This is a genomic window from Microbacterium sp. STRO-2N (assembly GCF_057747775.1).
On sequence record NZ_CM173223.1, the window covers coordinates 3,707,538 to 3,730,845 of the forward strand.

General features: G+C 72.1%; 24 protein-coding genes and 1 riboswitch. Of the genes, 11 read left to right on the forward strand and 13 right to left on the reverse strand.

Going from position 1 to position 23,308, the window contains the following annotated elements:
• Positions 1–5: 5 nt before the first annotated feature.
• The 4 genes from AC3ANN_RS17030 to AC3ANN_RS17045 form a co-directional block, all read right to left on the reverse strand.
• The gene (locus AC3ANN_RS17030; RefSeq protein ID WP_488338566.1) at positions 6–383 is read right to left on the reverse strand and encodes a VOC family protein; all 378 of its coding nucleotides are present in this window, start codon (positions 381–383) and stop codon (positions 6–8) included.
• A 24-nt stretch (positions 384–407) separates the two neighbouring features.
• A complete protein-coding gene (locus tag AC3ANN_RS17035) occupies positions 408–1,262 on the reverse strand; it encodes an SDR family oxidoreductase (RefSeq protein ID WP_488338567.1) in 855 nt (284 codons plus the stop codon).
• A gap of 105 nt (positions 1,263–1,367) precedes the next feature.
• Positions 1,368–2,162 (reverse strand): enoyl-CoA hydratase/isomerase family protein, encoded by a 795-nt coding sequence (locus AC3ANN_RS17040; RefSeq protein ID WP_488338568.1) that lies wholly within the window; start codon positions 2,160–2,162, stop codon positions 1,368–1,370.
• 136 nt (positions 2,163–2,298) lie between these two features.
• Positions 2,299–3,060, reverse strand: a complete 762-nt coding sequence (locus tag AC3ANN_RS17045; protein ID WP_488338569.1) for an SDR family NAD(P)-dependent oxidoreductase — start codon at positions 3,058–3,060, stop codon at positions 2,299–2,301.
• Positions 3,061–3,334: 274 nt separating this feature from the next.
• On the opposite strand from AC3ANN_RS17045, the gene AC3ANN_RS17050 reads away from it, so the two are divergent.
• From AC3ANN_RS17050 to AC3ANN_RS17060, 3 genes are read left to right on the forward strand one after another with little or no spacing between them, the layout of a single operon-like run.
• Positions 3,335–3,685, forward strand: coding sequence for a DUF488 domain-containing protein (locus AC3ANN_RS17050; protein WP_488338570.1), 351 nt, complete (start codon positions 3,335–3,337; stop codon positions 3,683–3,685).
• Between the two features lie 28 nt (positions 3,686–3,713).
• Positions 3,714–4,439, forward strand: coding sequence for a phosphotransferase (locus AC3ANN_RS17055; protein WP_488338571.1), 726 nt, complete (start codon positions 3,714–3,716; stop codon positions 4,437–4,439).
• Positions 4,436–4,942: an SRPBCC domain-containing protein gene (locus AC3ANN_RS17060; protein WP_488338572.1), complete on the forward strand. Its 507-nt coding sequence runs from the start codon at positions 4,436–4,438 to the stop codon at positions 4,940–4,942. Before AC3ANN_RS17055 ends, AC3ANN_RS17060 begins: the two co-directional genes overlap by 4 nt.
• Here AC3ANN_RS17060 and AC3ANN_RS17065 read toward each other — a convergent pair whose 3' ends face one another.
• The 3 genes from AC3ANN_RS17065 to AC3ANN_RS17075 form a co-directional block, all read right to left on the reverse strand.
• A complete protein-coding gene (locus tag AC3ANN_RS17065; protein WP_488338573.1) occupies positions 4,943–5,734 on the reverse strand; it encodes an energy-coupling factor transporter transmembrane component T family protein in 792 nt (263 codons plus the stop codon).
• On the reverse strand, positions 5,731–7,110 hold the full coding sequence (locus AC3ANN_RS17070; RefSeq protein WP_488340864.1) for an ABC transporter ATP-binding protein: 1,380 nt from the start codon (positions 7,108–7,110) through the stop codon (positions 5,731–5,733). The genes AC3ANN_RS17065 and AC3ANN_RS17070 overlap by 4 nt, the downstream gene beginning before the upstream one ends.
• An 84-nt stretch (positions 7,111–7,194) precedes the next feature.
• Entirely contained in the window at positions 7,195–7,836 is a 642-nt protein-coding gene (locus tag AC3ANN_RS17075; RefSeq protein WP_488338574.1) for an ECF transporter S component, read from the reverse strand.
• A riboswitch (TPP riboswitch) is annotated at positions 7,827–7,938 on the reverse strand. (Overlaps the previous gene by 10 nt.)
• Positions 7,939–7,976: 38 nt before the next feature.
• On the opposite strand from AC3ANN_RS17075, the gene AC3ANN_RS17080 reads away from it, so the two are divergent.
• Positions 7,977–9,563: a D-alanyl-D-alanine carboxypeptidase family protein gene (locus AC3ANN_RS17080; protein WP_488338575.1), complete on the forward strand. Its 1,587-nt coding sequence runs from the start codon at positions 7,977–7,979 to the stop codon at positions 9,561–9,563.
• Between the two features lie 18 nt (positions 9,564–9,581).
• Here the strand turns inward: AC3ANN_RS17080 and AC3ANN_RS17085 are convergent, their stop codons facing one another.
• The 4 genes from AC3ANN_RS17085 to AC3ANN_RS17100 form a co-directional block, all read right to left on the reverse strand.
• Entirely contained in the window at positions 9,582–10,508 is a 927-nt protein-coding gene (locus tag AC3ANN_RS17085) for a J domain-containing protein (RefSeq protein WP_488338576.1), read from the reverse strand.
• Positions 10,509–10,574: 66 nt separating this feature from the next.
• Entirely contained in the window at positions 10,575–11,123 is a 549-nt protein-coding gene (locus tag AC3ANN_RS17090) for a hypothetical protein (RefSeq protein WP_488338577.1), read from the reverse strand.
• Positions 11,120–11,959: an LssY C-terminal domain-containing protein gene (locus AC3ANN_RS17095; protein ID WP_488338578.1), complete on the reverse strand. Its 840-nt coding sequence runs from the start codon at positions 11,957–11,959 to the stop codon at positions 11,120–11,122. The genes AC3ANN_RS17090 and AC3ANN_RS17095 overlap by 4 nt, the downstream gene beginning before the upstream one ends.
• 12 nt (positions 11,960–11,971) lie before the next feature.
• Positions 11,972–13,051: an enoyl-CoA hydratase/isomerase family protein gene (locus AC3ANN_RS17100; RefSeq protein ID WP_488338579.1), complete on the reverse strand. Its 1,080-nt coding sequence runs from the start codon at positions 13,049–13,051 to the stop codon at positions 11,972–11,974.
• Positions 13,052–13,173: 122 nt separating this feature from the next.
• Here AC3ANN_RS17100 and AC3ANN_RS17105 point away from each other — a divergent pair, with 122 nt between their 5' ends.
• Both AC3ANN_RS17105 and AC3ANN_RS17110 read left to right on the forward strand, forming a co-directional pair.
• A complete protein-coding gene (locus AC3ANN_RS17105; RefSeq protein ID WP_488338580.1) occupies positions 13,174–14,940 on the forward strand; it encodes an ABC transporter ATP-binding protein in 1,767 nt (588 codons plus the stop codon).
• A complete protein-coding gene (locus tag AC3ANN_RS17110) occupies positions 14,937–15,755 on the forward strand; it encodes an ABC transporter permease (protein WP_488338581.1) in 819 nt (272 codons plus the stop codon). Before AC3ANN_RS17105 ends, AC3ANN_RS17110 begins: the two co-directional genes overlap by 4 nt.
• A gap of 7 nt (positions 15,756–15,762) precedes the next feature.
• Here the strand turns inward: AC3ANN_RS17110 and AC3ANN_RS17115 are convergent, their stop codons facing one another.
• Positions 15,763–16,224, reverse strand: a complete 462-nt coding sequence (locus AC3ANN_RS17115; protein WP_488338582.1) for a hypothetical protein — start codon at positions 16,222–16,224, stop codon at positions 15,763–15,765.
• 103 nt (positions 16,225–16,327) lie between these two features.
• On the opposite strand from AC3ANN_RS17115, the gene cofG reads away from it, so the two are divergent.
• From cofG to AC3ANN_RS17140, 5 genes are all read left to right on the forward strand, one after another.
• Positions 16,328–18,796: a 7,8-didemethyl-8-hydroxy-5-deazariboflavin synthase CofG gene (gene cofG, locus AC3ANN_RS17120; RefSeq protein WP_488338583.1), complete on the forward strand. Its 2,469-nt coding sequence runs from the start codon at positions 16,328–16,330 to the stop codon at positions 18,794–18,796.
• Positions 18,793–20,280, forward strand: coding sequence for a flavin-containing monooxygenase (locus AC3ANN_RS17125; RefSeq protein WP_488338584.1), 1,488 nt, complete (start codon positions 18,793–18,795; stop codon positions 20,278–20,280). The genes cofG and AC3ANN_RS17125 overlap by 4 nt, the downstream gene beginning before the upstream one ends.
• A complete protein-coding gene (gene fgd, locus AC3ANN_RS17130; RefSeq protein ID WP_488338585.1) occupies positions 20,277–21,290 on the forward strand; it encodes a glucose-6-phosphate dehydrogenase (coenzyme-F420) in 1,014 nt (337 codons plus the stop codon). The genes AC3ANN_RS17125 and fgd overlap by 4 nt, the downstream gene beginning before the upstream one ends.
• The gene (gene cofC / locus AC3ANN_RS17135; RefSeq protein WP_488338586.1) at positions 21,287–22,051 is read left to right on the forward strand and encodes a 2-phospho-L-lactate guanylyltransferase; all 765 of its coding nucleotides are present in this window, start codon (positions 21,287–21,289) and stop codon (positions 22,049–22,051) included. Before fgd ends, cofC begins: the two co-directional genes overlap by 4 nt.
• Before the next feature lie 76 nt (positions 22,052–22,127).
• Positions 22,128–22,559, forward strand: a complete 432-nt coding sequence (locus AC3ANN_RS17140; RefSeq protein ID WP_488338587.1) for a cupin domain-containing protein — start codon at positions 22,128–22,130, stop codon at positions 22,557–22,559.
• A 4-nt stretch (positions 22,560–22,563) separates the two neighbouring features.
• Here the strand turns inward: AC3ANN_RS17140 and AC3ANN_RS17145 are convergent, their stop codons facing one another.
• Positions 22,564–23,307: a sulfite exporter TauE/SafE family protein gene (locus AC3ANN_RS17145; protein WP_488338588.1), complete on the reverse strand. Its 744-nt coding sequence runs from the start codon at positions 23,305–23,307 to the stop codon at positions 22,564–22,566.
• Between the last annotated feature and the right edge of the window lies 1 nt (position 23,308).

A 23,308-nucleotide genomic window follows, 5' to 3' on the forward strand; every position in this document is an offset into this window, starting at 1 on the left:
CCGCCCTACGCGGCCTCGGCCTCCGCGCCGAGGTTCACGAGGTTTCCGTCGGGATCGCGCACCTGCGCGACGCGCTCGCCCCACGGCATGTCCTCGGGCGCCTGCTCGGCGCGTCCACCGGCCTGCGTCCAGGCCGCGAAGGCCTCGTCGACGTCGTCGACGTAGATCCACAGCGCGATGCGGTCGCCGACCGAGGGCGGCAGGGCGTCGGGGTCACGTCCGATGCCGAGCGAGACCTCGCCGATCTGCAGCGAGACGTAGTCGTCCTCCTCGCCGCTGCCGAAGTGGTACCCGATCTCCGCGCCGAGAGCGCTCTGGTAGAACCGCACGAGCCCCGGCAGATCGCGCGATAGGAGGATCGGGAACAGGCTCCGCACCGCCACGCCGCTCACCCTACGCCGACGCCGTCAGTCCAGGAAGATGTCCGGGAACAGCTGCTCGTCGGGGGTTCCCGGCACGGCCGCGTACCGCGCGAAGTCGGTGATGCCGGCATCCGTCAGCACGTCCTCGACGATGAGCGTCTGCCCGGTGTACTCGCGCGCGGGCTTGGTGAAGATCTCGTACGCGGCATCGGCGTAGATCTCGGGCGTGCGGCTGACCTTCATCATGCGGCCACCGCCGAGCGCGAACTGCACGGCCGCCGTTGCGATGGTCGTGCGCGGCCACAGCGTGTTGGCGGCGATCCCGTCCCGCGCGAACTCGGCCGCCATCCCCAGGGTGGCCATCGTCATGCCGTACTTCGCCAGTGTGTACCCGGTGTGGGCGCCGAGCCACTTCGGCGACAGGTTGAGCGGCGGCGAGAGCGACAGGATGTGCGGGTTCGCGGCATCCTTCAGGATCGGAACCGCCGCCCGCGACAGCATGAAGGTGCCCCGCACGTTGACGTCCTGCATCAAGTCGTACTTCTTCGCCTCGAGGTCGAGCGAGCGCGACAGGTCGATCACCGACGCGTTGTTGACGACGATGTCGATGCCGCCGAACTCGCCCTCTGTCTTCAGCACCGCCTCGGTCACGTCGTCGTCGTTGCGCACGTCGCCGACGATCGGGAGCGCGTGGCCGCCGGCCTCGCGGATCTGCTCGGCCGCGGTGTGGACGGTGCCCTCGAGCTTGGGGTGCGGTGTGTCGGTCTTGGCGAGCAGCGCGATGTTCGCGCCGTCGCGCGCCGCGCGCAGCGCGATCGCGAGGCCGATGCCGCGGCTGCCGCCTGACATCAGGATGGTCTTGCCCGCCAGAGGCCTGGCGTCTGTCGAGGGGTTGGTCACTGTCGTCCTCCGATGGTCATGTCCCGATGTCTTGCCTTCATGTCCCGAGATCCGCTGCAACGACGCTTGCTTGCGAACGAAAGTGGGACATGCCGGCGCGGGGGGTCAGGATCCTGCGGCCTTGGCGGCTGCGGCCTTGGCGGATGCCGCGGCGAACGCCGCGACGCGGGCTCGGGAATCGTCGGTGTCGAAGCGCGCGCCGATCGAGGCGGCCTCGTCGGCGAGGTTCTGCTCGAAGGTCCGGCCGGCGCCGGTGCGGACGAGGCGCTTGGCCTGCCCGAAGGCGGCGGTGGCGCCTGCGAGCCAGAACTGCGCGACCTCGTTCGCGCGCGACGCGACATCGGCGCCCGGCACGACCTCGGCGACGAGACCCCACTCCAGCGCGGTCGCCGCGTCGATCATGCGGTCCTGCAGCAGCACCTGCAGCGCGCGGCGCTGCCCGACCGCGGCGGGCAGCAGCGTCGAAACCCCGAGGTCGGGCGTGAGGCCGATGTTCGCGTACTTGCTCACGAACTTCGCGGCGTCCGAGGCGACGATGTAGTCGGCGGTCAGCATGAGGCCCAGTCCACCGCCCGCGACTGCGCCCTGCACGGCGGCGACGATGGGCTTGTCGGACTCCACGAACGTGCGGATGCCCTCGTGGATGATGTGCGCCGTCGCGGTGACCTCGGAGCCGGAGGCCCCCGACGTCGCCATCGCGATGACGTCGCCGCCGGCGCAGAACGCGGGGCCCGCTGCATCCAGGATCACGGCGCCCACGGCCGGGTCGGACGTGACGGTGCGCGCGACATCACGCCACCGCTCGCCCATCTCGAAGTCCATCGCGTTGAGGAACGCGGGGCGGTTGAAGGTGACCCGGGCGAGGCCGCCCTCGACGTCCAGAAGGATCGAATCGCTCATGCTCTGTGCTCCCGATGTCATCGCGGTGCTCCGCCCGCGGGATACCAGCGCGGACTGCTCCCTGTTTCGCCGGCGGTCATCGCGGTGCTCCGCCCACGGGATACCAGCGCGGACTGGTCCCCTGTTCGGCCGGCGGTCATCGCGGTGCCATCCGGATGGCCCCGTCGAGGCGGATGGTCTCGCCGTTGAGGTAGCCGTTGTCGACGATCGACATGACGAGGGCCGCGTACTCGTCGGGCCGGCCGAGCCGCTGCGGGTACGGCACCTGCTGACCGAGCGAGTCCTGCGCGGCCTGCGGCAGGCCCTTGAGCATCGGGGTCTCCATGATGCCCGGCGCGATCGTGCACACCCGGATGCCGTACCGTGCCAGTTCGCGCGCGATCGGCAGCGTCATCGCATGCACGCCGCCTTTCGACGCCGAGTACGCGGGCTGGCCGATCTGTCCGTCGAACGCCGCGACGCTCGCAGTGCTGACGATGACGCCGCGGTCGCCCGACTCGGTGGCGTCGGTCTTCGCCATCACGGCCGACGCCTGGGCGATGACGTTGTAGGTGCCGATGAGGTTGATGCGGATGATCCGCTCGAAGTCCCCCAGCGGCGTCGGCTCGCCCTCGCGATCGAGCACTTTGGCCGGCGGCGCGATGCCGGCGCAGTTCACCACGACGCGGAGGGGGCCGGATGCCGCGGCCGCCGCGACGGCGTCGGCCACCTGCTCGACGGACGTGACGTCGGCCGGGGCGAACGTGCCGCCGAGCTCGGCGGCGATCTCGGCGCCGGCGGATCCGGGAAGGTCGACGATCGTCACCGCGGCGCCCGCGGCGGCGAGGCGACGAGCCGTGGCGAGGCCCAGTCCGCTCGCTCCCCCGGTGACCAGGGCGGAGGCGCCGGTGAGATCCATGTGTTCTCCTTCGAACTGATATCGCGTTCCACCATACGTGACACTGCGTCCCACTCTAGGCCCCGCCGTGCAGACACCACGCTACCCAGCGGGGAGGGCGTGCGCATCAGACCAGGAGGTGCTGCCACACCGCCGTGCGTCACTCCCGAAGAACGGCCGCCATGCGCGACGCAGCGTGCGGACGTCCGCGGTGTGCCGCGCGCACGCCTCCAGAGATCAGGAGTTGCGCAAACGAACAGATGCGGTCGGCCGCCGAGCGAGGTTGGATGGGGGCATGGAGCTGCGGCTGAAGCGCGTGTACGACGAGCCGGGTGCCGGCGACGGGTTCCGGGTGCTCGTCGACAGGCTGTGGCCGCGCGGGCTCACCAAGGAGCGCGCGGCACTCGACCTGTGGGCCAAGGAGGTCGCGCCCTCGACCGAGCTGCGCAAGGCCTTCCACCACGGCGACATGTCGTGGGGCGACTTCGCCGATGCCTACCGCGCCGAGTTGGCCGGCCAGGCGCGCCCGGCCGTCGACGCGCTGCGACAGGAGCTCGCGCCGCACGACGTCGTGACGCTGCTGCACGCCGTGAGCGACGAGACCCACAACCACGCACTGGTCCTCCGCGCGGCGCTCGAGGACTGAGCCCTACCCGCGCGGCAGGATGGAGTCCGTGTCGATTCCCCTCGAAGCGGTCGAGATCCCGGAGCAGGTGCTCGAGCTGGCGGCGGGCGCGACGCTCGAGCCGGTGTGGCGCAACGACTACGGCGGCGTGACGTTCCGCACGGACGACGGCCGCTACATCAAGCACGGTCCGCGAAACGCCGAGACCTCGTTCGCGGGCGAGGCCGCGCGGCTCGCCTGGGCTGCGCCGCATGCCCGCGTGCCGCGGCTGATCGACGTCGGCGGCGACGCGTCGCACGAGTGGATCGCGACGGCAGCGCTGCCCGGCCTGTCGGCGGTCGACCCGCGCTGGATCGCCGAGCCGGCAGTGGCCGTCCGCGCGGTCGGCGAAGGACTGCGAGCCCTCCACGACGCGCTGCCGGTCGAGGACTGTCCGTTCGACTGGAGCGTGCCCTCGCGCATCGCGAACGCCGCGGGCCGCGGCATCCGTGTTCCCGATGCGCTGCGCGAGCCGCCCCCGATCGACCGGCTCGTCGTGTGCCACGCCGACGCGTGCTGCCCCAACACGCTGATCGGCGACGACGGCCGCTGGAGCGGCCACGTCGACCTCGGCGGACTCGGCACGGGCGACCGCTGGGCCGACATCGCCGTGGCGTCGATGTCGACGGCGTGGAACTATGGCGATGGATGGGAAGACGCCCTCATCGAGGCGTATGGGATCGACCCCGATCGCGAGCGCCTGTCGTACTACCGAGACCTCTGGAACGCGACATGACCACCATCACCGGCACCGTGGCGAAGATCGACGGGCACCCGAACCTCGTGATCCTGCGTCGGTTCCGCGCGACGGCCGACGAGGTGTGGCGCGAGCTCACCGAGTCCGAGCGGCTCGAGCGGTGGATCGGCCGCTGGGAGGGCGACCCGAAGACCGGGCACGTCACGTTCTTCATGACGGCGGAGGGACAGGAGCCCGAGCCCGAGGAGTACACGATCCTCGAATGCGACCGTCCGCGCCGCTTCGCGGGCGACACCTCGCAGGGCGAGGGCTCGTGGCATCTGTGGTTCGAGCTGGCCGAGGAGACCCCCGGCGACACGGTGCTGACGTTCGGCCAGCGGCTGAACCCCGGCGAGGATGTCGGCTCCATCGGGCCTGGCTGGGAGTACTACCTCGACCGCCTCGTCGCGGCTCAGGCGGGCCTGGACGCCGACGACGTCCAGTGGGACGACTACTTCCCCGCGCTGCAGGTGCCGTACGAGCGGCTGGTCGCCGCGGACTGATCAGGCGCCCGGCCCGAGGATGAGGTTCCACGTGCCGAAGACGACGGATGCCGCGACCGCCGTGAGCGCGATCGCGAGGCCGATCGCCATGAGCGCCCACTCCCGCCCGCCGAATCGCGACTCGCGCGCCCACGTGCGGCGCACCGGTGCGCCGAAGCCGCGCGACTCCATCGCGGTCGCGAGCTTCGCGCCCCGGCGGATCGACAGCACGAGCAGCGCGAACGCCATGCCGAGGAACCGGCGGAGACGGCCTCGATCGGCGACGCCGCGTGCGCGGCGCGCGAGTTCGAGAGCACGCCAGTCGTCGAGGAACAGTCCGACCATCCGCAGGCCCGCGAGCGCGCCGAGCACGAACCGCGCGGGCAGGTGGACGACCTGCGCGAGCCCGTCCGCGAGGTCGGTGGGATCGACGGTCACGAACAGCACGACCGACGGCAGTGCAATCGCGAGCACGCGCAGCATCGTGGCGAGGGCGAGTTCGAGCGATCCGTCGCTCACGCGCACGACGAACCAGTCGACATAGACGGTGCCGGATGCCTCGCCGTACAGCGCGATCGTGAGTCCGGTGAGCGGCGCCGCCAGCCACACCGGCCACGTGCGCGCCCAGAACTCGCGCCATCCCAGGCCCGCGAACGGGATGAGCACCAGCTCGAGGACGAGGGCGACCGCCGCCGAGAGCCAGTCGAGCGTGAGCACGAGCGGGATCGCGATGAGGGCGCTCGCGCCGAGCTTGGCGACGGGGTTGATGCGGGCGACCGTGCCGGTGCGCGCCCGCGCGTCGAGCAGCGTCATGCGGGCGCGCCCTCCAGCTCGAACCGCTCGGCGTGCAGCGCCTGGACGACATCGAGGTCATGGGTGATCGCGACGATCGCCGAGCCCTCCTCGCGCAGCCTCGCGAGCAGCGCCACGAGCTCGGCCCACGTACGCGCGTCCTGGCCGAACGTGGGCTCGTCGAGCACCAGCACGCGCGGCGCGGTCGCGAGGGCCGCGGCGACGGTGAGCCGCCGCTTCTCGCCGCCCGACAGCGTGTAGGGGTTCGCGGCGGCGAGCCGGTCGAGACGGAGTCGCCCGAGCAGCTCGTCGACGCGGCGCGCGATGTCGGTGTCGGCGAGGCCGAGGGCACGCGGCCCCACCTCGAGCTCCTCCCGCACGGTGCGGGCGAGCAGCTGATGCTCGGGGTCCTGGAACACCGTGCCGATGCGCGTCAGCAGCTGCCGCGACGACCAGCGGATCGGGGTCGCGCCCGCACCCGCCTCGAGAGCGACGGATGCCTCGACCCGCCCCGCTGCGGGAGGCAGGAGGCCGGCGAGCGTCAGCCCGAGCGTGGACTTGCCGGCGCCGTTGGGGCCGGTGATCGCGAGCGCCGCGCCCGCCCGCACGTCGAGGTCGATGCCGCGCGCGACGGGATGGCCCTTGACCCGCTCGACGGCGAGATCGCGCGCGCTCAGCAGCGACTCGCCGGCACCCGAGCGCGGCGGCGCGGGATGGGCCGGCGGGATGCCGGGCACCCAGACGCCGGCTGCCGCGAGCTCGGCGCCTCGGTCGCGGAGCACGGCGTCGGGGGAACCGTCGGCGATCACGCCACCCTCGCCCAGCACGATGACGCGCGACACGAGCGGCAGCCACACCTCGACCCGGTGCTCGACCACCACGAGCGTCGAACCGGTCGCTGCGAGCATCGCGCTCACGGCGTCGCGCACCTCCGCGACGCCCTCCGGGTCGAGGTTCGCCGTCGGCTCGTCGAGGAGGAGCAGCCCGGGCCGCATGGCGTGTGCGCCCGCGAGCGCGAGCCGCTGCTTCTGGCCACCCGACAGGGCCTTCGTGGGACGGTCGAGCGGCACGTCGAGACCGACCGCGTCGAGCGCGTCGCCGACGCGCCGCCAGATCTCGTCGCGCGGGACGCCGAGGTTCTCGCAGCCGAACGCGACGTCGTCGCCGACGCGCGCGAGGATCACCTGCGAGTCCGGATCCTGCAGCACGAGCCCGGCACGACCGCGCGCCTGCGCCGCCGGCACCCCGTCGATGAGGAGCGAGCCCTGGGACTCCCCCTCCTCGTCGCCGCCGAGCACGCCGGCCAGACCGTGCAGGAGCGTCGATTTGCCCGAGCCCGACGCGCCGAGCAGCAGCACGCGCTCCCCGGGATCGATGCGGAACGAGGCATCCGTCACCGCCCACGCGTGCCGCGACGCGTGGCGCCATCCCCACCCGCGCGCCTCGACGGCGGCGGGCAGGGAGTCGTGCCGGGTCACGGGCTAGACACGGGCTCGGGCCTCGCGGCCCGACGCGAAGCGGTCGAGTGCGCCCGTCGCTGCCAGGCCGCGGGCGATGAGCCACGACCCTGCGCCGGCGATGACCGCACCCGAGAGCACCGTGCTGATGAGGTACACCGTCGTGAAGAGGGCGTCGGCGCCGGCGAACCACAGGATGAGGTTGTTGATGCCGCCGGCGAGCGCCGCGCCGGCACCCGCGAGGATCGCGACCGGCAGGCTCCAGCGGCGGTAGAAGAAGAGCAGGAAGATCAACTCGGCGCCGAGACCCTGCACGAGGCCCGCCTCGATCGTGAGGAAGCCGCCCCACGTGTTGCCGACCAGAGCCGACACGACCGCGGCGAGCGTCTCGGTGTAGATCGCGGCTCCAGGCTTGCGGATGATGAGCGCGCCGAGGACTCCGGCGAACAGCCACGGCCCGTCGAGGAGGCCCTGCAGGCCCGGGGTGAGCGGCTCGAGGAGCGCCTTGGGCCCGAGATAGCCGATGTTCCACAGCAGGAAGATCAGGCCTGCCGCGACGCCGAGGACGCTGGCGACGACGATGTCGACGACGCGCCAGCGGAGGCTGCGGCGAGGACGCTGCTCCTCGGCCCGGTGCGACGTGGATGCGGACGTGGACGCGTGCATATGAACTCCTCCCTGCGCCGGCATGATCCGGATCAGGTTCGACGGTCGAAGCGTGGGTCGCTTCCTCTCAGCCCGGCTCACCGGACTCCCGTGGTTGTGGCGTTCAGTATAACGCCGCCCGCCCGGGGTATCGTGGCCGGGTGCACCAGGACGATGCCGGAATGCCGACGCGCCGTCAGCGTCGCGCGCAGACGGCCGACGTCCCGGTGCAGCACGACGGCGCCCCGGAGAGCGGCGTCCTCACCCTCGACGAAGGGGCGGCGCCCGCCGCGGCGGTGAGCGCGACGAGGGCTCCCGGTGACGTCGTCTCGAGCCCGTCCACCCTCGCCGCGGTTCCCCTGGCGGCAGCGACGACGCCGGGCACGTTCGATCCGGCTCGGCCGGCGTCGCGACCGACCGCCCTCGCGTGGGTCGACGAGCGGGCCGTCGGCCGGATCGCGGCGCCGGGAGATCTCACCGCCGCGGCGACGCCCTACGTCACGGTCGACGTCGATCTGCTCGCCGATGCCCCGCGTCGTTCGCCGTTCCGGGCCGGCGTCCTGGTGCCCACGCTCGTGATCGCCGGACTCGTGGCCGCCTACTCCGGCACGACGCTGCTGTGGCCGCTGCATGCCGTGGCCCCCACGGTGACCGCGATCCAGGTCCAGCCCGCCGCCGCTCCGGCGTCGGCGCCGGCGTGGCCGGCCCAGGGGAGCGCCGCGATCGGAGTGCAGGGCATGGGAGCGGCGCTGTCATCGTCGCCCGACCCGAGCGAGATCGCGAGCATCACCAAGATCGTGACGGCTCTGGTGGTGCTCGACGAGATGCCGCTGGCCGTCGGTGAGCAGGGGCCGGAGTTCCACTTCACGTCAGCCGACAGCGCGCAGTACTGGCAGTACCGCAGCAACGGCGAGTCGGCGCTCGACGTGCCGGCCGGGGGATCGCTGACGCAGTACCAGATGCTGGAGGGCATGCTCATCGGCTCGGCGAACAACTACGCCGATCGGCTCGCGCAGAACCTGTGGCCGTCGGACGCCGTGTTCGCGGCGGCTGCGAGCGACTGGCTCGCCTCCCGCGGTATCGAGGGCGTGACGATCGTCGAACCGACCGGGATGGACGCCCGGAACGCCGCCACCCCGGAGGGGCTCATCACCCTCGCGCAGAAGGCCCTCGACAATCCGGTGATCGCCGAGATCGTGGCCAAGCCCGCCGTCGACCTCCCCGGTGCGGGTCACGTCGAGAACACCAACGGGCTGCTCGCCGACCCCGGCGTGGTCGGCATCAAGACCGGCACGCTCGACTCGTGGAACCTGCTCACGGCGAAGGACGTCGTCGTCGGCGACACCACGGTGCGCCTGTACGCCTCGGTGCTCGGGCAGCCCGACAACGCCGCGCGCCTCGACGCCTCCCGCGCGCTCTACGCGGGCCTCGAGCAGGAGCTGCAGCTGAAGCCGTCGGTGACGGACGGCACCGTCACGGCCCAGGTCGACACGCTGTGGGGCGACCCGGTCGACGTCGTGACGTCGGGCGACGCGTCCGTGGTGCTGTGGAACGGCGGCGCGGGAACCGCGCAGACGTCATACGACCTCGACGAGAGCCGCGACGCCGGTGACGTCGTCGGCACGCTCACGGTCACGGGCCCGCTGAACTCGGCGAGCGTCGACCTCGAGCTGGCCGGCGACATCGAGGAGCCGTCGCCCTTGTGGCGCCTGACCCACCCGCTGGATCTGTTCGGCCTCAACGGCTGACGCTGATCCGGCCCCGGTCTACGCGAAGCGCACGGTCTGCTGCAGGCGGGTGCGGATGTCGAACACCTCGTTGCCGCCGACATCGCGTGCCCCGGTGATACCGCGCCGCAGGACGGTGGCGAGCGCGCTGCGCGACACGATCGCGACGCGCACGCCACGCACCTTGCCGAGCTCCTCGATCGGCTGCAGCACGTCCTCGTCGGGGAGCACCACGATCGCGCCGCTGAACCGCACACCCGCCGCGCGCGCAATGCCGCGCATGCTCCCGAGCAGCTCGGCGATGGGAGCGCCCGGCACGCCGTCGCCCACGAACTCACCGCGGCGCACCCCCACCGGCCCTCCGAAGTCCTCCGACAGCACGCCGTAGAGCCCGCTCGGGCCGAGGACGATGTGGTCGATCTTCGCGTCGGGGTCAGCCCCGCGCCCAGCGGCTGCGACGTCGTGCCACACGGTGTACCCCATGCCGAGGTCCGCCACGATGCGCGCCGTCGCCTCTTCGGCGAGCGCGTCGGCCAGCAGCCGCCGCAGGTGATGCGGGGCGGACCGCACAAGCGCGGGGTCATAGGGATCGTCGAGGGTCACGCCGCGGCCGGCCCACTCGCGGATCAGCGCGAGATACCGTTCGCGGCGCCAGCCGCCGGGGTGCCCGTACGAGCGTGCACGCGGACGCGTGTCGGTGCGCGCTGCGGGCGGGCGCCAGCCCGACCATTCCGGTGCCTGAGCCTCACCGAAGCCGTGGCCGCGGTCGTAGGCGGCGCGGGCCTCGGGCGTGCCGACGAGCTCCCATGCCCGCTGCACCTGGATGAACAGCGCCGCATCGCCGCCCGTGTCGGGGTGGGTCTGCCGCAGCCGGAGGCGGTACGCCTTGCGCAGGCTCTCGTCGTCGGCCTCAGGCTCGACCATGAGCACTTCGTAGGCCGAAGCCGACAGCGGACTGTCGAACACGCATCCTCCCCGGCTTCAGCGATCCACAGCGGGATTCAGGCTACGTCACCGGCGGGCCCGTCCGGGTCAGCGCCGCTCGTGCCGTCGCGCGTACGCGGCCGCGCTGCGGCTCGAGAGTGCGAGCAGCACCAGGATGTCGAGGCTCAGCGACACGAACGTGGTCTCGACCTTGATCTCCTGCCCCTGCGCCCACCACGCGAAGAACGACGTGCTGATGGAGCCGACCGAGACGACCATGACGATCACGCGGGCCCAGTTGTGGCCGCGGAACACGAAGATCGCGAGCAGCAGGTCGATCAGAAGCACCGTGCCGCCCGCCGCGAGCACGAACCACAGCGCCGCCTGCGAACCCGCCGGCGACGGATCGAACCCGTCGAGCACGGAGTCGGGGTCCGCGATGATCGCGTCCCAGCCCACGGCGATGCCGGTGAGCACCGCGACCCCGGCCAGCACGCGCAGCAGCACGAGCGCCGCTCCCGCGACGATTGTCGTCGGGCGCCGCATGTCGGGGTGGTAGCCGGTCGGCTTGAGCAGCCTCCCGGGAGGCTCGAAGGCCGGCCGCTTGTGCGGCACCGGCTGCTCCGGCTGTCCCGAGATCGCGCGATCGTGCGTCACGCGACCACCGCCTCGACCGCGCGCACGTCGACGATGGGCAGGTCGCCGTCGGTGCGGATGCTGTCGCCGCCGCCGTTGCGCGCGTGATAGCCGGTGGCGAAGTCGGCGATGACGTCCACGGCGACGCGGGGATCGGCATCCGTCACCGTCTTCACGATGTGGTCGCGCTCGACATCGGTGTCGGCGTCGATGCGGTGGGTGACCTGCAGCGTGAACAGCGACAGCCCGACGCTCGTGTCGAACGTTCCGGCCGCGAGCCAGTCGACGCGCCGCCCGCCGGGCAGCAGCCAGCCGTCCGGGCACTGCCAGAAGCGGACGTGGTGACGCTGGGCGGGATTGCCGTCGACCTCCTGCTGGTAGGCGAAGTCCTGCTGGCGCCCGAACAGGAACAGCGGGCTCACCGGAGCCTCGTGGTAACTGCGTCGCCGCAGCGTCGACGTGATGATGCGCCACGACGACGCCGGCGTCACCGGGTCGGCCTTCGTCCAGCCCGCGGACCGCATGGCCGACTCGATCTGCTCCCCGGAGCCGAGGAACGCGAGGTTCACCGGGTCGCCGAGCAGTCCGTCACTGGTGCGGGTGCGGCCGATGAAGTAGTCGGGAACGTAGATGGTCGTGAGGATCCGGTGCAGCCGCGGCAGCACGAGGTAGGCCAGCAGCACCCAGAACACGATGAAGAACGGGATCCCCCACCACCCGAGCGTGAACGTCTCGGTGAGGCTGAGGTACGCGAGCCACAGCGCCGCGACCCCGGCGAAGACGAAGAAGAACCAGTCGACCGCGATCCCGATCGAGTAGGCGCGGCGGCGGCGGCGGCGCGGCTCGGTGTCGGTCACGGGGTGCTCCCGTCAGTCCCAGAGCGGCGGGTCGTGGCGGAAGGCGAGGGCGGATGCCGCGGCATCCGGATCCAGTTCGTCCAGGGTCGCGGGCTGCCAGCGCGGCGAGCGGTCCTTCTCGATGACCTGTGCGCGGATGCCCTCCGGCAGGTCGGGCTGGCTCGTCGCGAACCACATCACGAGCCCGTACTCGTGCTCGAGCGCGGCGCGCAGGCCGGGCAGCTCGCGCGAGCGGCGCACCGACGCGAGCGTCACGGCGAGTCCCGTCGGGGAGAGCTCGCCGAGCAGTTCGGCGGTGGCGGACGCCTCGGGCTCGGGGCGCGCCCGCAGGCGCTCGACGATCTCGGACACGGTGTCGGCGGCGAAGGCGTCGTCGATCCAGGTGCGGGCTGCGATGAGCTCCGACGGCGGCGGGGTCTCGTCGAACAGCAGCACGAGTTCGGTCGGGCTCGACGGATCGGCCCGGGTCTCGAGCGCGTCACGGAGGCCGTCGAGATTCTCGGAGGGGACGAAGTGGTCGGCGAATCCGGCGTAGATCGCGTCGGAGGCATCCATCGTCGCGCCGGTCAGCCCGAGGTACTCGCCGAGGCGACCGGGCGCGTGGGCGAGCAGCCACGTGCCGCCGACGTCGGGCGTGAAGCCGATGCGGGTCTCGGGCATGGCGAGCTTCGAGCGCTCGGTGACGATGCGGATGGCGGCGTGGCCGGCGAGGCCAATGCCGCCCCCCATCGTGATGCCGTCCGCGAGCGCGACGATCGGCTTCGGGTACTCGGCGATCCGGGCGTTGAGCGCGTACTCGTCGCGGAAGAAGACCGCCGATTCCTCGGCCTGTCCGCCGTTCACGCGCTCGGCGAGGCCGCGCACGTCGCCGCCCGCGCAGAGCCCGCGCTCCCCCGCGCCGTCGAGCACGACGATGTCGACCTCGCTGTCGTGCTCCCACGCATCCAGCGCGGCGTGCAGCAGGTGGATCATGTCGAGGTCGAGCGCGTTGATGGCGCGCGGCCGGTTGAGCGTGAGCCGGCCGAGTCCGCCGCTCGAGCGGACGAGGACAGGCGGCTCGGTGGGCTCGGCGGCGTCGGTCGGCTCGGTCACGAGCGCAACGTTACCGGGACCGCCGCGGGCGCCACGGCGGTCGGCGGGAAGAATCTTCTGCGGCCGAGCGGGTATTTCCGCAAAGATGGGGAGAACTGCTCACGAGGACGAGAGGGTTCGGCATGCCCGACGGCCAATCGCTGGAATTCTCAGGTGTCACCAAGCGCTTCGGCGCCATCACAGCGGTCGCAGGGCTCACCGCCCACATCGAGCCGGGTCGGGTGACCGGATTCCTGGGGCCCAACGGCGCCGGCAAGACGACGACCCTGCGCATCCTCCTCGGCCTCGTGCGCGCGACCGACGGCCACGCGACGATCGGCGGCAAGCGCTACGCCGACCTCGCACACCCGCTGCAGACCGTCGGCGCTGTGCTGGAGGCATCCAGCTTCCATCCCGGACGCACCGCCGCCGCGCACCTGAAGGTGTACGCGCAGGCGGCCGGGCTCCCGAATCGTCGCGTCGACGAGGTGCTGAGCCTGGTGGGGCTGGCGGATGCCGCGGGCCGCAAGGTCGGCGGATTCTCGCTCGGCATGCGCCAGCGGCTCGGCCTCGCCTACGCCCTGCTCGGCAACCCCGGCGTGCTGGTGCTCGACGAGCCCGCGAACGGCCTCGACCCCGAGGGGATCCGCTGGATGCGCGGATTCCTGCGCGACCTCGCCCGGGAAGGACGCACGGTGCTGGTCTCGTCGCACCTCCTCGCGGAGGTGCAGCAGACCGCCGACGCGCTGCTGATCATCTCGCAGGGCCGCCTCGTCTTCCAGGGATCCGTCGATGAGCTCGCCGACCCGTCGGAGTACGCCACGGTCGTCGACGCACCCGACCGGGCCGCGCTGAGCGCCGCTCTGCGGTCCTCCGGTGTGTCGTTCGAGGTGCTGCGTTCGGGGCTCACGGTGCGCGGCGTGGAGCCCGCCGCCGTCGGCGCGGCGGCGGCCGCCGCCGGCGTCGCGCTGTCGTCGCTGCACCGCCGCGGGCCGGCGCTCGAGGAGGTGTTCCTCGATCTCGTCAACGGGGCCCGGGTCCATCCGAGCGCCGCCGGCCTCGCCCCGGCGAGCGGTGCCGCGCTGGTGACCGAACAAGCGGCGCCCACCGAGACGACGGATGCCGAGACCGCGGCCGCCGAGGAGCCTGCTGTGGCAGAGGCGGACGCGGCGGCGGAAGTTGAGGCGGTCGCTGAGCCGGAGGTGCTGGCCCCGCCTGCGATCGCCGAGCCCGAGGTGGCAGCCGAGCCCGACGCGGCGGCGGAGCCCGACGTGGCAGCCGAGCCGGGCATGGTGGCCGAACCGGAGCTGGTCGCCGAGCCTGAGGCCGTTGCTGAGCCCGACACCTCGGCCGAGGCCGAGGTCGCCGCCGAGACGACGCCCGAACCCGCGCCCGAGCCTGAACCGACACCGGAGCGCGAGGACGTCGCCGAGCCCGACGCGACGATCGAGCCGGAGAGCCCCGCTGCCGTCGATGTCGATGTCGCCGAGGCCGTCGTGGCGGCGGGCGTGCCGGACGAACCCGACACGACCGTCGAGCACGAGTCGTCGAACGACTCCGAGCCCGGAACGGGTACAGCGGCTTTCGCGGTGGCGAGTACGGGCATCATCGACATCGTCCCGCCGTCGCATCCCGACGATCCCCCGCCCGACCCCGACCCGGACGTCGAGGAGCTCGGCGACATCGACGAGGAGCTGTCGGCGTCCGAGCCGGCCGACGACGATGAGGCGCGCCCATGGGAGAACCGCGAGAAGACGGAGGCCGATGTCGAGGCCGACCGCTTCTTCGCCGCGTTCGACGCCGGCACCGAGGAAACCGGCTTCGACGAGCCGGCCGCAGCCGAGGCATCCGTCGCCGACGCGCCATCGGAAGAACCCGCCCGGGCGGACGAAGGGGGTGACGAGCGATGAGCCTGACCGCAGCGACCCGCGCCGAGACCACGAAGCAGTTCACGACATCGATGTGGTGGATCCTCGCGATCGTCCTCGCCGCCTATGTCGGATTCACCGCCACCGTCCTCGGGCTGGTGCTGGGTGGCGCCGCGAGCGGCTCCCTCCCGGGCGAAGCGCCTCCGCTGCCCGAAGAAGGCCTGACGGCGGCGCTGTACAGCGTTGCCACCGCCGTCGGCTACGTGTTCCCGCTGCTCATCGGCACGCTCGTGGTGACCGCGGAGTTCCGCCACCAGACGCTCACCCCGACGTTCCTCGCGACACCGAAGCGCGGGCGGGTGCTGATCGCCAAGCTCGCTGTCGGCGCGCTGCTCGGCATCCTGTTCGCTGTCATCGGGATCGTGGCCTCGGTCGGTCCTTCGGCGGCGTTCCTCGCGTCGTTCAGCCTCGACACCGACTTCACGTCCGTCGAGACGTGGGCGATGATCGGTCGGATGCTGCTGGCCTACGTCCTGTGGGCGCTCATCGGCGTCGGGATCGGAGCTCTCGTGCGCAACCAGGTCGCAGCGATCGTCGGGGTGCTCGTGTTCACGCAGTTCGTGGAGCCGATCGGCCGCGCCGCCTCCGGGTTCGTCGAGGGACTGGCGGACTTCACGCAGTACCTGCCGGGGGCCGCGAGCGATGCCCTCGTCGGAGCGAGCGTGTTCACCATGAGCATTCCGGAGGAATCGCTGACGCAGCTCGAGTGGTGGCAGGGCGGCCTGGTGCTGCTCGGCTACGCCGTCGTGCTCGTCGTGCTGGGTCACATCGTCAGCTGGCGTCGCGACGTCAGCTGAGCCGCGTTCAGAGGGCGGGAGCGGGCGACGGAGCCTTCTTCTTGCGCGGCTTCTTCTCGGCCGCCGTCGGGGTCGTGCCGGTCTCGGCGATCTCGGCGACGTCGGCCGGCTGCTCGTCCACCTCGAGACGCAGTGCCTGCACGAGAGCGAGCCCGTGGCGGGTCGTCAGGATGACTCGCTCGAAATCGGGGTGACCCTCGAGATCGATGACGACACTCGGCCGCCGGCGGCGGATCACCGCGAAGTCGTCGCCTCCGGCCGAGCGCCACGTACCCATCGCGACGACGCCGCGGAGGTGGGTGCCCGGGCTCGGGACGCCGCGCAGCCACGTCCATGCGTCGTCGGTGAGCTGCACCTTCGCGATGGTCGAGCGCTCGATGACGACGTTCGCCTTGCGGAACGACATGGCGCGCTCGGCTCCCGACAGCACGACCTCGAGCTGCGTCGAGTCGAGCAGCAGCGTCACCATGCGACTAGTCTGCCAGCGGCTACCCGGCGAACCAGGCTCATTTGCTTACAGGAGGGCAACGATCCTCGGCCCTGCGCCGCACCGGCGGTGCAAGACTGGTTCGGTGACCGTCGTCGCGTCCTCCCCCGCCGTGCTGCCTGCCGTCGACCGCGTGCTCGAGCGCGCGGCGTCGGGCGAGCGCCTCGACACCGCCGATGCGGAGGCACTGCTCACCGCGACCGGGGAGCAGTTCGACCGGCTGCTCGCGCTCGCCGGAGCCCTTCGCGATGCCGGGCTCGCGGCATCCGGTCGCCCTCGCGTCATCACGTACTCCCGCAAGGTGTTCGTTCCCCTCACGACGCTGTGCCGCGACCGCTGCCACTACTGCGTGTTCGTCGACACCCCCGGCCAGCTGCTGAAGAAGCACAAGCCCGCGTACATGTCGCCCGAGCAGGTGCTCGGCGTGGTGCGGCAGGGTCAAGCGATGGGCTGCAAGGAGGTGCTGCTGACGCTCGGCGATCGCCCCGAGGAGCGCTGGCCCGAGGCGCGCGCGTGGCTCGACGAGCACGGCTTCGCCTCGACGCTGGACTACGTCGCGCACATCGCTCGGCTCGTCACCGCCGAGACCGGCCTGCTCGCGCATGCGAACCCCGGCGTGATGAGCGCGGAGGAGTTGCGGGTGCTGCGCCCCACGGCTCCTTCGATGGGCATGATGCTCGAGACCACCTCGCGCCGGCTCTTCGAGGTGCCCGGGCAGGTGCACTACGGATCGCCCGACAAGGACCCCGCGCTGCGGCTCGAGGTCATCGATGCGGCGGGCCGCGAGCGCGTGCCGTTCACCACCGGCATCCTCGTGGGCATCGGCGAGACGCTGCACGACCGCGCCGAGTCGCTCGTCGCGATCCGCGAGGCGCACGAGCGGCACGGGCACGTGCAGGAGGTGATCGTGCAGAACTTCCGCGCGAAGCCCCGCACCGCGATGCAGGGCGCGCCCGACGCCGACCTGCTCGAATACGTCGCCGCGGTGGCGGTCGCGCGGCTCGTGATGGGCCCGCGCATGCGCATCCAGGTGCCGCCGAACCTGTCGGACCCCGCCGAGTTCGAGCTCTTGGTGCGCGCCGGCGCCGACGACTGGGGCGGGGTCTCACCCCTCACTGCCGACCACGTCAACCCCGAGCGTCCGTGGCCGCACCTGGACGACCTCGCCGAGCGAACCGCCGAGCTGGGCTTCGAGCTGCGCGAGCGCCTGACGGCGCAGCCCGAGTTCGTCCTCGACCCCGAGACCTGGATCGACCCCGCCCTCCGCCCCGCGGTCGCGACCCTGGCCGACCCGGCCACCGGCCTGGCCCTGGTCGGTGCCGTCGAGGCGGCCGGCCGGATCGCCGTTTCGGCGGCGTCGGGCACCGGTCCTGGGCGATCCGTCCCCGGGCTTTCACCGCAGTACGTCGAGAAAACAGGAGACACGCCGGCGGGAGGGCCTGCGAGCGACCCCGGCGGGCCGGATCTCCTGAATTCTCGACGCGGGCCGGACGTGCGACGCCTCGCGGAGGCCGCCGCGGCCGACCCGCTCGCGCTCGACGAGGCGGAGTGGGTCGCGCTCCTCGAGGCCACCGGCGACGACCTCGACGCGCTCGCGGCGACCGCCGACGACGTCCGCCGTTACACGGTCGGCGAGGCCGTCACGCTCGTCGTCAACCGCAACCTCACCTCCAGCGGCCTCCGTACGCGTCCTCAGGTGGCTGGGCCTGCCGAAGCACCCGCCACGTTCACCCTCGACGACGTCGCGGCGATCGCCGCCGACGCGTGGGACCTCGGGGCCACGGAGCTGTGCGTGCAGGGCCGCCTCCCCGACGACGTCGACCCGTCCGGGTATCTCGACATCGCCCGGGCCGTGAAAGCAGCGGCCCCCGGCATCCATCTGCATGCCTACCGGCCTCAGGACGTGTGGGATCTCGCCGATCGCGGCGGGCTCGGCCTCGATGGAGCCCTCCGGGCGCTGCGCGAGGCGGGCGTCGACACCGTTCCCGGCACGGGCGTCAAGGTGCTGAGCGAGCGCGTGCGCGGGCTCGTCGCGCCCGCCGATCTCGAGATCGACCGCTGGATCGAGGGCATCACGGCCGCGCATCGCGCGGGCTTCCGCTCGACGAGCGTGCTGTTCTACGGCCACGTCGAGACCGCCGCCGAGCGCATCGCGCACCTGCGGCGTCTGCGCGACATCCAGTCGGCCACACGCGGATTCACGGAGTTCGTGCCGATTCCCCTCCCGGGCCCGGCGGGCGGCGTGCCGCTCGTCGCGGGCCGCAGTCCGCTCGACGAGCACCGCGCGATGGTCGCGATGGCGCGGCTGCTGCTGTCGGGCAGCATTCCGCACCTCCAGATCCCCTGGACCCGCGTCGGGCGCGAGGCATCCGTCGTCCTGCTGCAGTCGGGCGGCGACGACCTGGGAGGCACTCTGCTCGACGGCAGGGTCAAGCCAGAGGCGGGGATCGAGCACGGCCTCGAACTGCCGGTGACGGATGCCTCGGCCCTCGTCGCTCCCCTCTTCCGGCCGTTCCGCCTGCGCACGACCACGTACGGCCAGGTCCGGTCATGACGCGCGTCGAGGTGGCGATCGTCGGCGCGGGCTTCGCCGGCATCGGCATGGCGATGGCCCTCCGGCGCGCGGGCCACGAGGATTTCGTGCTGCTCGAGCGCGCGGCATCCGTCGGTGGAACGTGGCGCGACAACACCTATCCCGGCGTCGCGTGCGATGTGCCGTCGCACCTGTACGGCTTCGCATCGCACCCGAACCCGTCGTGGTCGGGCACCTACGCGAGGGGCTACGAGATCCGCGAATACCTCGAACGCGTCGTCGACGCCGAGGGACTGCGCGACCGGCTCCGCCTCGGCGCCGGGATGCAGTGGGCGGACTGGGATGCCGAGCACGAGGCCTGGCGCATCGGCACAGGCACGGCGATGGTGCTGGCCGACGCGCTCGTGCTGGCCTGCGGGCGGCTGACCGAGCCGTCGATTCCCGATGTCGCAGGGCTCGAGACGTTCCGCGGACCGCTCTTCCACTCGGCGCGCTGGGACCACGGCGCCGACCTCGCGGGGCTTCGCGTCGGCGTCGTCGGCAGCGGGGCGAGCGCGGTCCAGCTCGTTCCCGAGCTCGCGCGCACCGCCGCCCACGTGACGTTGTTCCAGCGCACCCCCGCGTGGATCGTGCCGCGCGGCGGCGGCGCGTACTCCGATGCCGATCGTGCGCGCTTCGCCGATCATCCCGACGAACTCGCGCGCCTGCGCACCGAGCTCTACGCCGAGGGCGAGGCGCGCTTCGCGTCCCGGTCGGGGGATGCCGAGGCATCCGCCCGCGCGCAGGCCGAGGCGCTCGCGCACCTGCACGCGCAGGTCGCCGATCCTGCCCTGCGCGCCGCGCTCACCCCCGACTACGCGTTCGGGTGCAAGCGCGTGCTGCTGTCGGACGACTTCTACCCAGCCGTCGCCTCCGACGCCGTGACGCTCGTGCCGGCGGCTCTCGAGTCGGTACACGGATCGACCGCCGTCGCCGCCGACGGCTCGGTGCACGACGTCGACGCCCTCGTGCTCGCGACCGGCTTCTCGTCGACGCGGCAGCCCTACGCCGATCTCGTCGTCGGCGAGCACGGCGAGACTCTGGCGCGGCACTGGTCGACCGGCATGACGTCGTTCGCGTCGACCGTGGTCGCGGGGTTCCCGAACCTGTTCGTGCTCAACGGACCGAACGCGTCGCTCGGCCACTCGTCGTCGGTGCTCATGATCGAGGAGCAGGCGGCGTACACGGCGGGCGTCCTCGCCCGGCGGCAGGACGTCGGCGGCGTGCTGCGCGTCGACGCCCGTGCCGAGCAGGCGTACACCGACGAGATCGCGGCGGCCGCGGCATCCACCCCCTGGATGACCGGCGGATGCCGCAATTGGTACGTCGACGAGCGCTCGGGCCGGCTCACCCTGCTGTGGCCGGGCACCGTCGACGCGTTCCGCGCGCGGCTCGCCCGCGCCGACGGCTCGGAGTTCCTGCCCGCGCCCGCCCTCGAACCCGCCCTCGAAGGGAGACCCGCATGACCATCCCGTTGCGCTTCGGATACAAGGCCTCGGCCGAGCAGTTCGGTCCGGCCGAACTGCTCGACTACGCGATCCTCGCCGAGGAGGTCGGATTCGACTCGGTCTTCATCTCGGACCATCTGCAGCCGTGGCTGCACGAGGGAGGTCACGCCCCGGCATCCGTCCCGTGGCTGGGCGCGCTCGGCGCGAAGACCTCGAAGGTGCTCATCGGCACGTCGGTGCTGACGCCGACCTTCCGCTACAACCCGACGGTCGTCGCGCAGGACTTCGCGACGCTCGGGGTCATGTACCCGGGGCGCGTGATCCTCGGCGTCGGCACGGGCGAGGCGCTCAACGAGGCCAATCTGGGCATCGCGTGGCCGGATCCGCCGGAGCGCTTCCAGCGGCTGAAGGAGGCGATCGGCCTCATCCGAAGGCTGTGGTCGGAGGACCGCGTCAACTTCGAGGGCTCGTACTACACGGCCCGCAACATCACGATCTACGACAAGATGGACGACCCGGTCCCGATCTACATCGGCGCCGCGGGCCCCGCCGCGACGCGGCTCGCCGGCCGGATCGCGGACGGCTTCATCACGACCAGCGGCAAGAAGCGCGAGCTGTACACCGACACGCTGCTCCCCGCGCTCGAGGAGGGTCTGTCGAAGGCCGGTCGCACCCGCGGCGACCTCGACACCCTCATGGAGATCAAGGTGTCGCTGGCCGATTCCATCGAGGCGGCGCGTGAGAAGACGCGCTTCTGGGCGCCGCTCGCGCTCACCCCCGAGGAGAAGATGGGCGTCGACGACCCCATCGAGATGCAGCGCCTCGGCGAGGAGCTGCCGATCGAGCGCGCTGCGTCGCGGTTCATCGTGTCGGACGACCCCGACGAGCACGTCGAGCGGATCGGCTGGTACATCGACCTCGGCTTCCGGCACCTGGTCTTCCACGACCCGGGGCACGACCAGGCCGCGTTCCTGCGGCTGTACGGCGAGGAGATCCTCCCGCGCCTGCGCGCGAAGTACGGCGCGTGAGGGGTCTGTTCCGGCGGCGCGGAGCCGTCGGCCCTGACGGCACTGCGGGCGACAGCGCGGGCGAAAGTCCTGAGAAGCGGCATGCCACCTCGCCTCCACGCGGCGCGTCGCCTGATTCCGGCCCCGCTTCTCAGGAGCTCGGCACGCCCCGGTGGATCGTCGTCGTCCCGGTCAAGCCTCCCGCACGGGGAAAGACGCGGCTCGACGTCGCGGGGGTCGACCGCGCGACGCTCGCCCGCGCGATCGCGCTCGACACCCTCGAAGCGGCGACGGCGTGCGAGCTCGTCGCGCAGGTCGTCGTCGTGACGGACGACCCCGCGCTCGCGCGCGAGTCGGCCGCGATTCCGGCGCTGCGGTTCGTGCCCGAGGGCGACGGACGCGGCCTCGACGCCGCGGTCGCCACCGGGATCTCAGCGATGGATCCGAACGACCGGATGCCCCGCGCCGCGCTCCTCGGAGACCTTCCGTCCCTGCGGCCCGCCGATCTCGCCGACGCGCTGCGGGCGGCGGCATCCGTCGACCGCGGCGTCGTGGCCGACGCCGAGGGCGCCGGCTCGACACTGGTCACGGCGCGGGCCGGTGTCGCGTGGCAGTCGTCGTTCGGCGACGGGTCGTTCGAGCGGCACGTCTTGCTGGGGTGCACGCCGTTGGCGGTTCCGGATGCCTCGACCCTGCGCCGCGACGTGGACACCGCAGAGCAGCTCGCCGCCGCACGGGCTCTGGGTCTCGGGCCGCGCACGGCGGAGCTGCTGGGCGCCTGAAATCCCGTCGGCCATTCGTGCGAGGGAACCTGCCACACCCGGCAGCCGCCGCCGGAGAGGCCGCTAGCCTGGCGGGATGAGCGACTATCAGGTGCTGGAGATGGGCGGACTCGACGAGTGGCGCGAGCACTACGGCGGCTTCCGGCCCGAGAGCTCGCGCGACGGGCGCCGGGTCGTCGATCACGACATGACGATGCAGTACATCGGCATGACTGCGAACGCCCTCGAGCCCGGGGAAGAAGCCGGATACTGGCACCAGCACGCGCGTATCGAGGAGCTGTACGTGTTCCTCGCGGGTCGCGGGCAGATGGGCCTCGACGACGACATCGTCGACGTCGGTCCGGGAACCGTGGTCCGAGTCGGGCAGGGCGTGTGGCGCACGTGGCGTGCGACGCCCGACAGCCCCGATCAGCTACGGTGGCTGTGCATCCGCGCCGGCGGCTACGAGCTGCCGCAGTTCCCCGACGACAGCACGCGCGACAACGACCGTCCCTCGCCCTGGTCCTGACCGGTCACACGACCAGCAGGTACACCGCGCCGACCACGGTGAACACGATCACGAGCTTCTCGAAGAGGGCCTGGGGCATGCGCGCCGCGAGCCATCGGCCGAGGAACGCCGACGCGACGACGAACGGCACGAGCACGAGGTCGATCACGAGCCCCGGCACGGTGATGATGCCGATGCCGATCGAGAACGGCACCTTGAAGAGGTTCACGATCGCGAAGAACCACGCCGCCGTGCCGAGGAATGCCTTCACCTCGAACCGCGCGGCGAGGAAGTACATCGACATCACCGGGCCCGCCGCGTTCGCGACCATCGTCGTGAAACCGCCGAGAGTGCCGTAGGTCGCGAGCGCGACGCGATGCGAACCGCCCGCTTCGACGGTCGACGCGAAGCGGCGCCGCAGCAGCGTGATCGCGATCACGACGAGCAGGATGACCCCGATCGTGCGCTTGACCCACGCGTCGTCGGCGAGCCAGAGGAACACGACCCCGACCAGCACTCCGACGACCACGGCCGGCGCCAGGCGGAGGAGAGTGCGCCAGTCGGCGTGACGCCGGTACATCGCGACGGCGAACAGATCCGCGACGATCAGCAGGAGCAGCAGCACGCCGGTCGACTGCTTCGCCGGCAGCACCGCCGCGAAGATCGCGACCGCGATCGTTCCTGCGCCGGGCACGGCGGTCTTCGAGAGTCCGACGACGACCGCGGCGACTCCGAGGAGCGCCCACGCCCACCACGCGAGCTCGGGCACG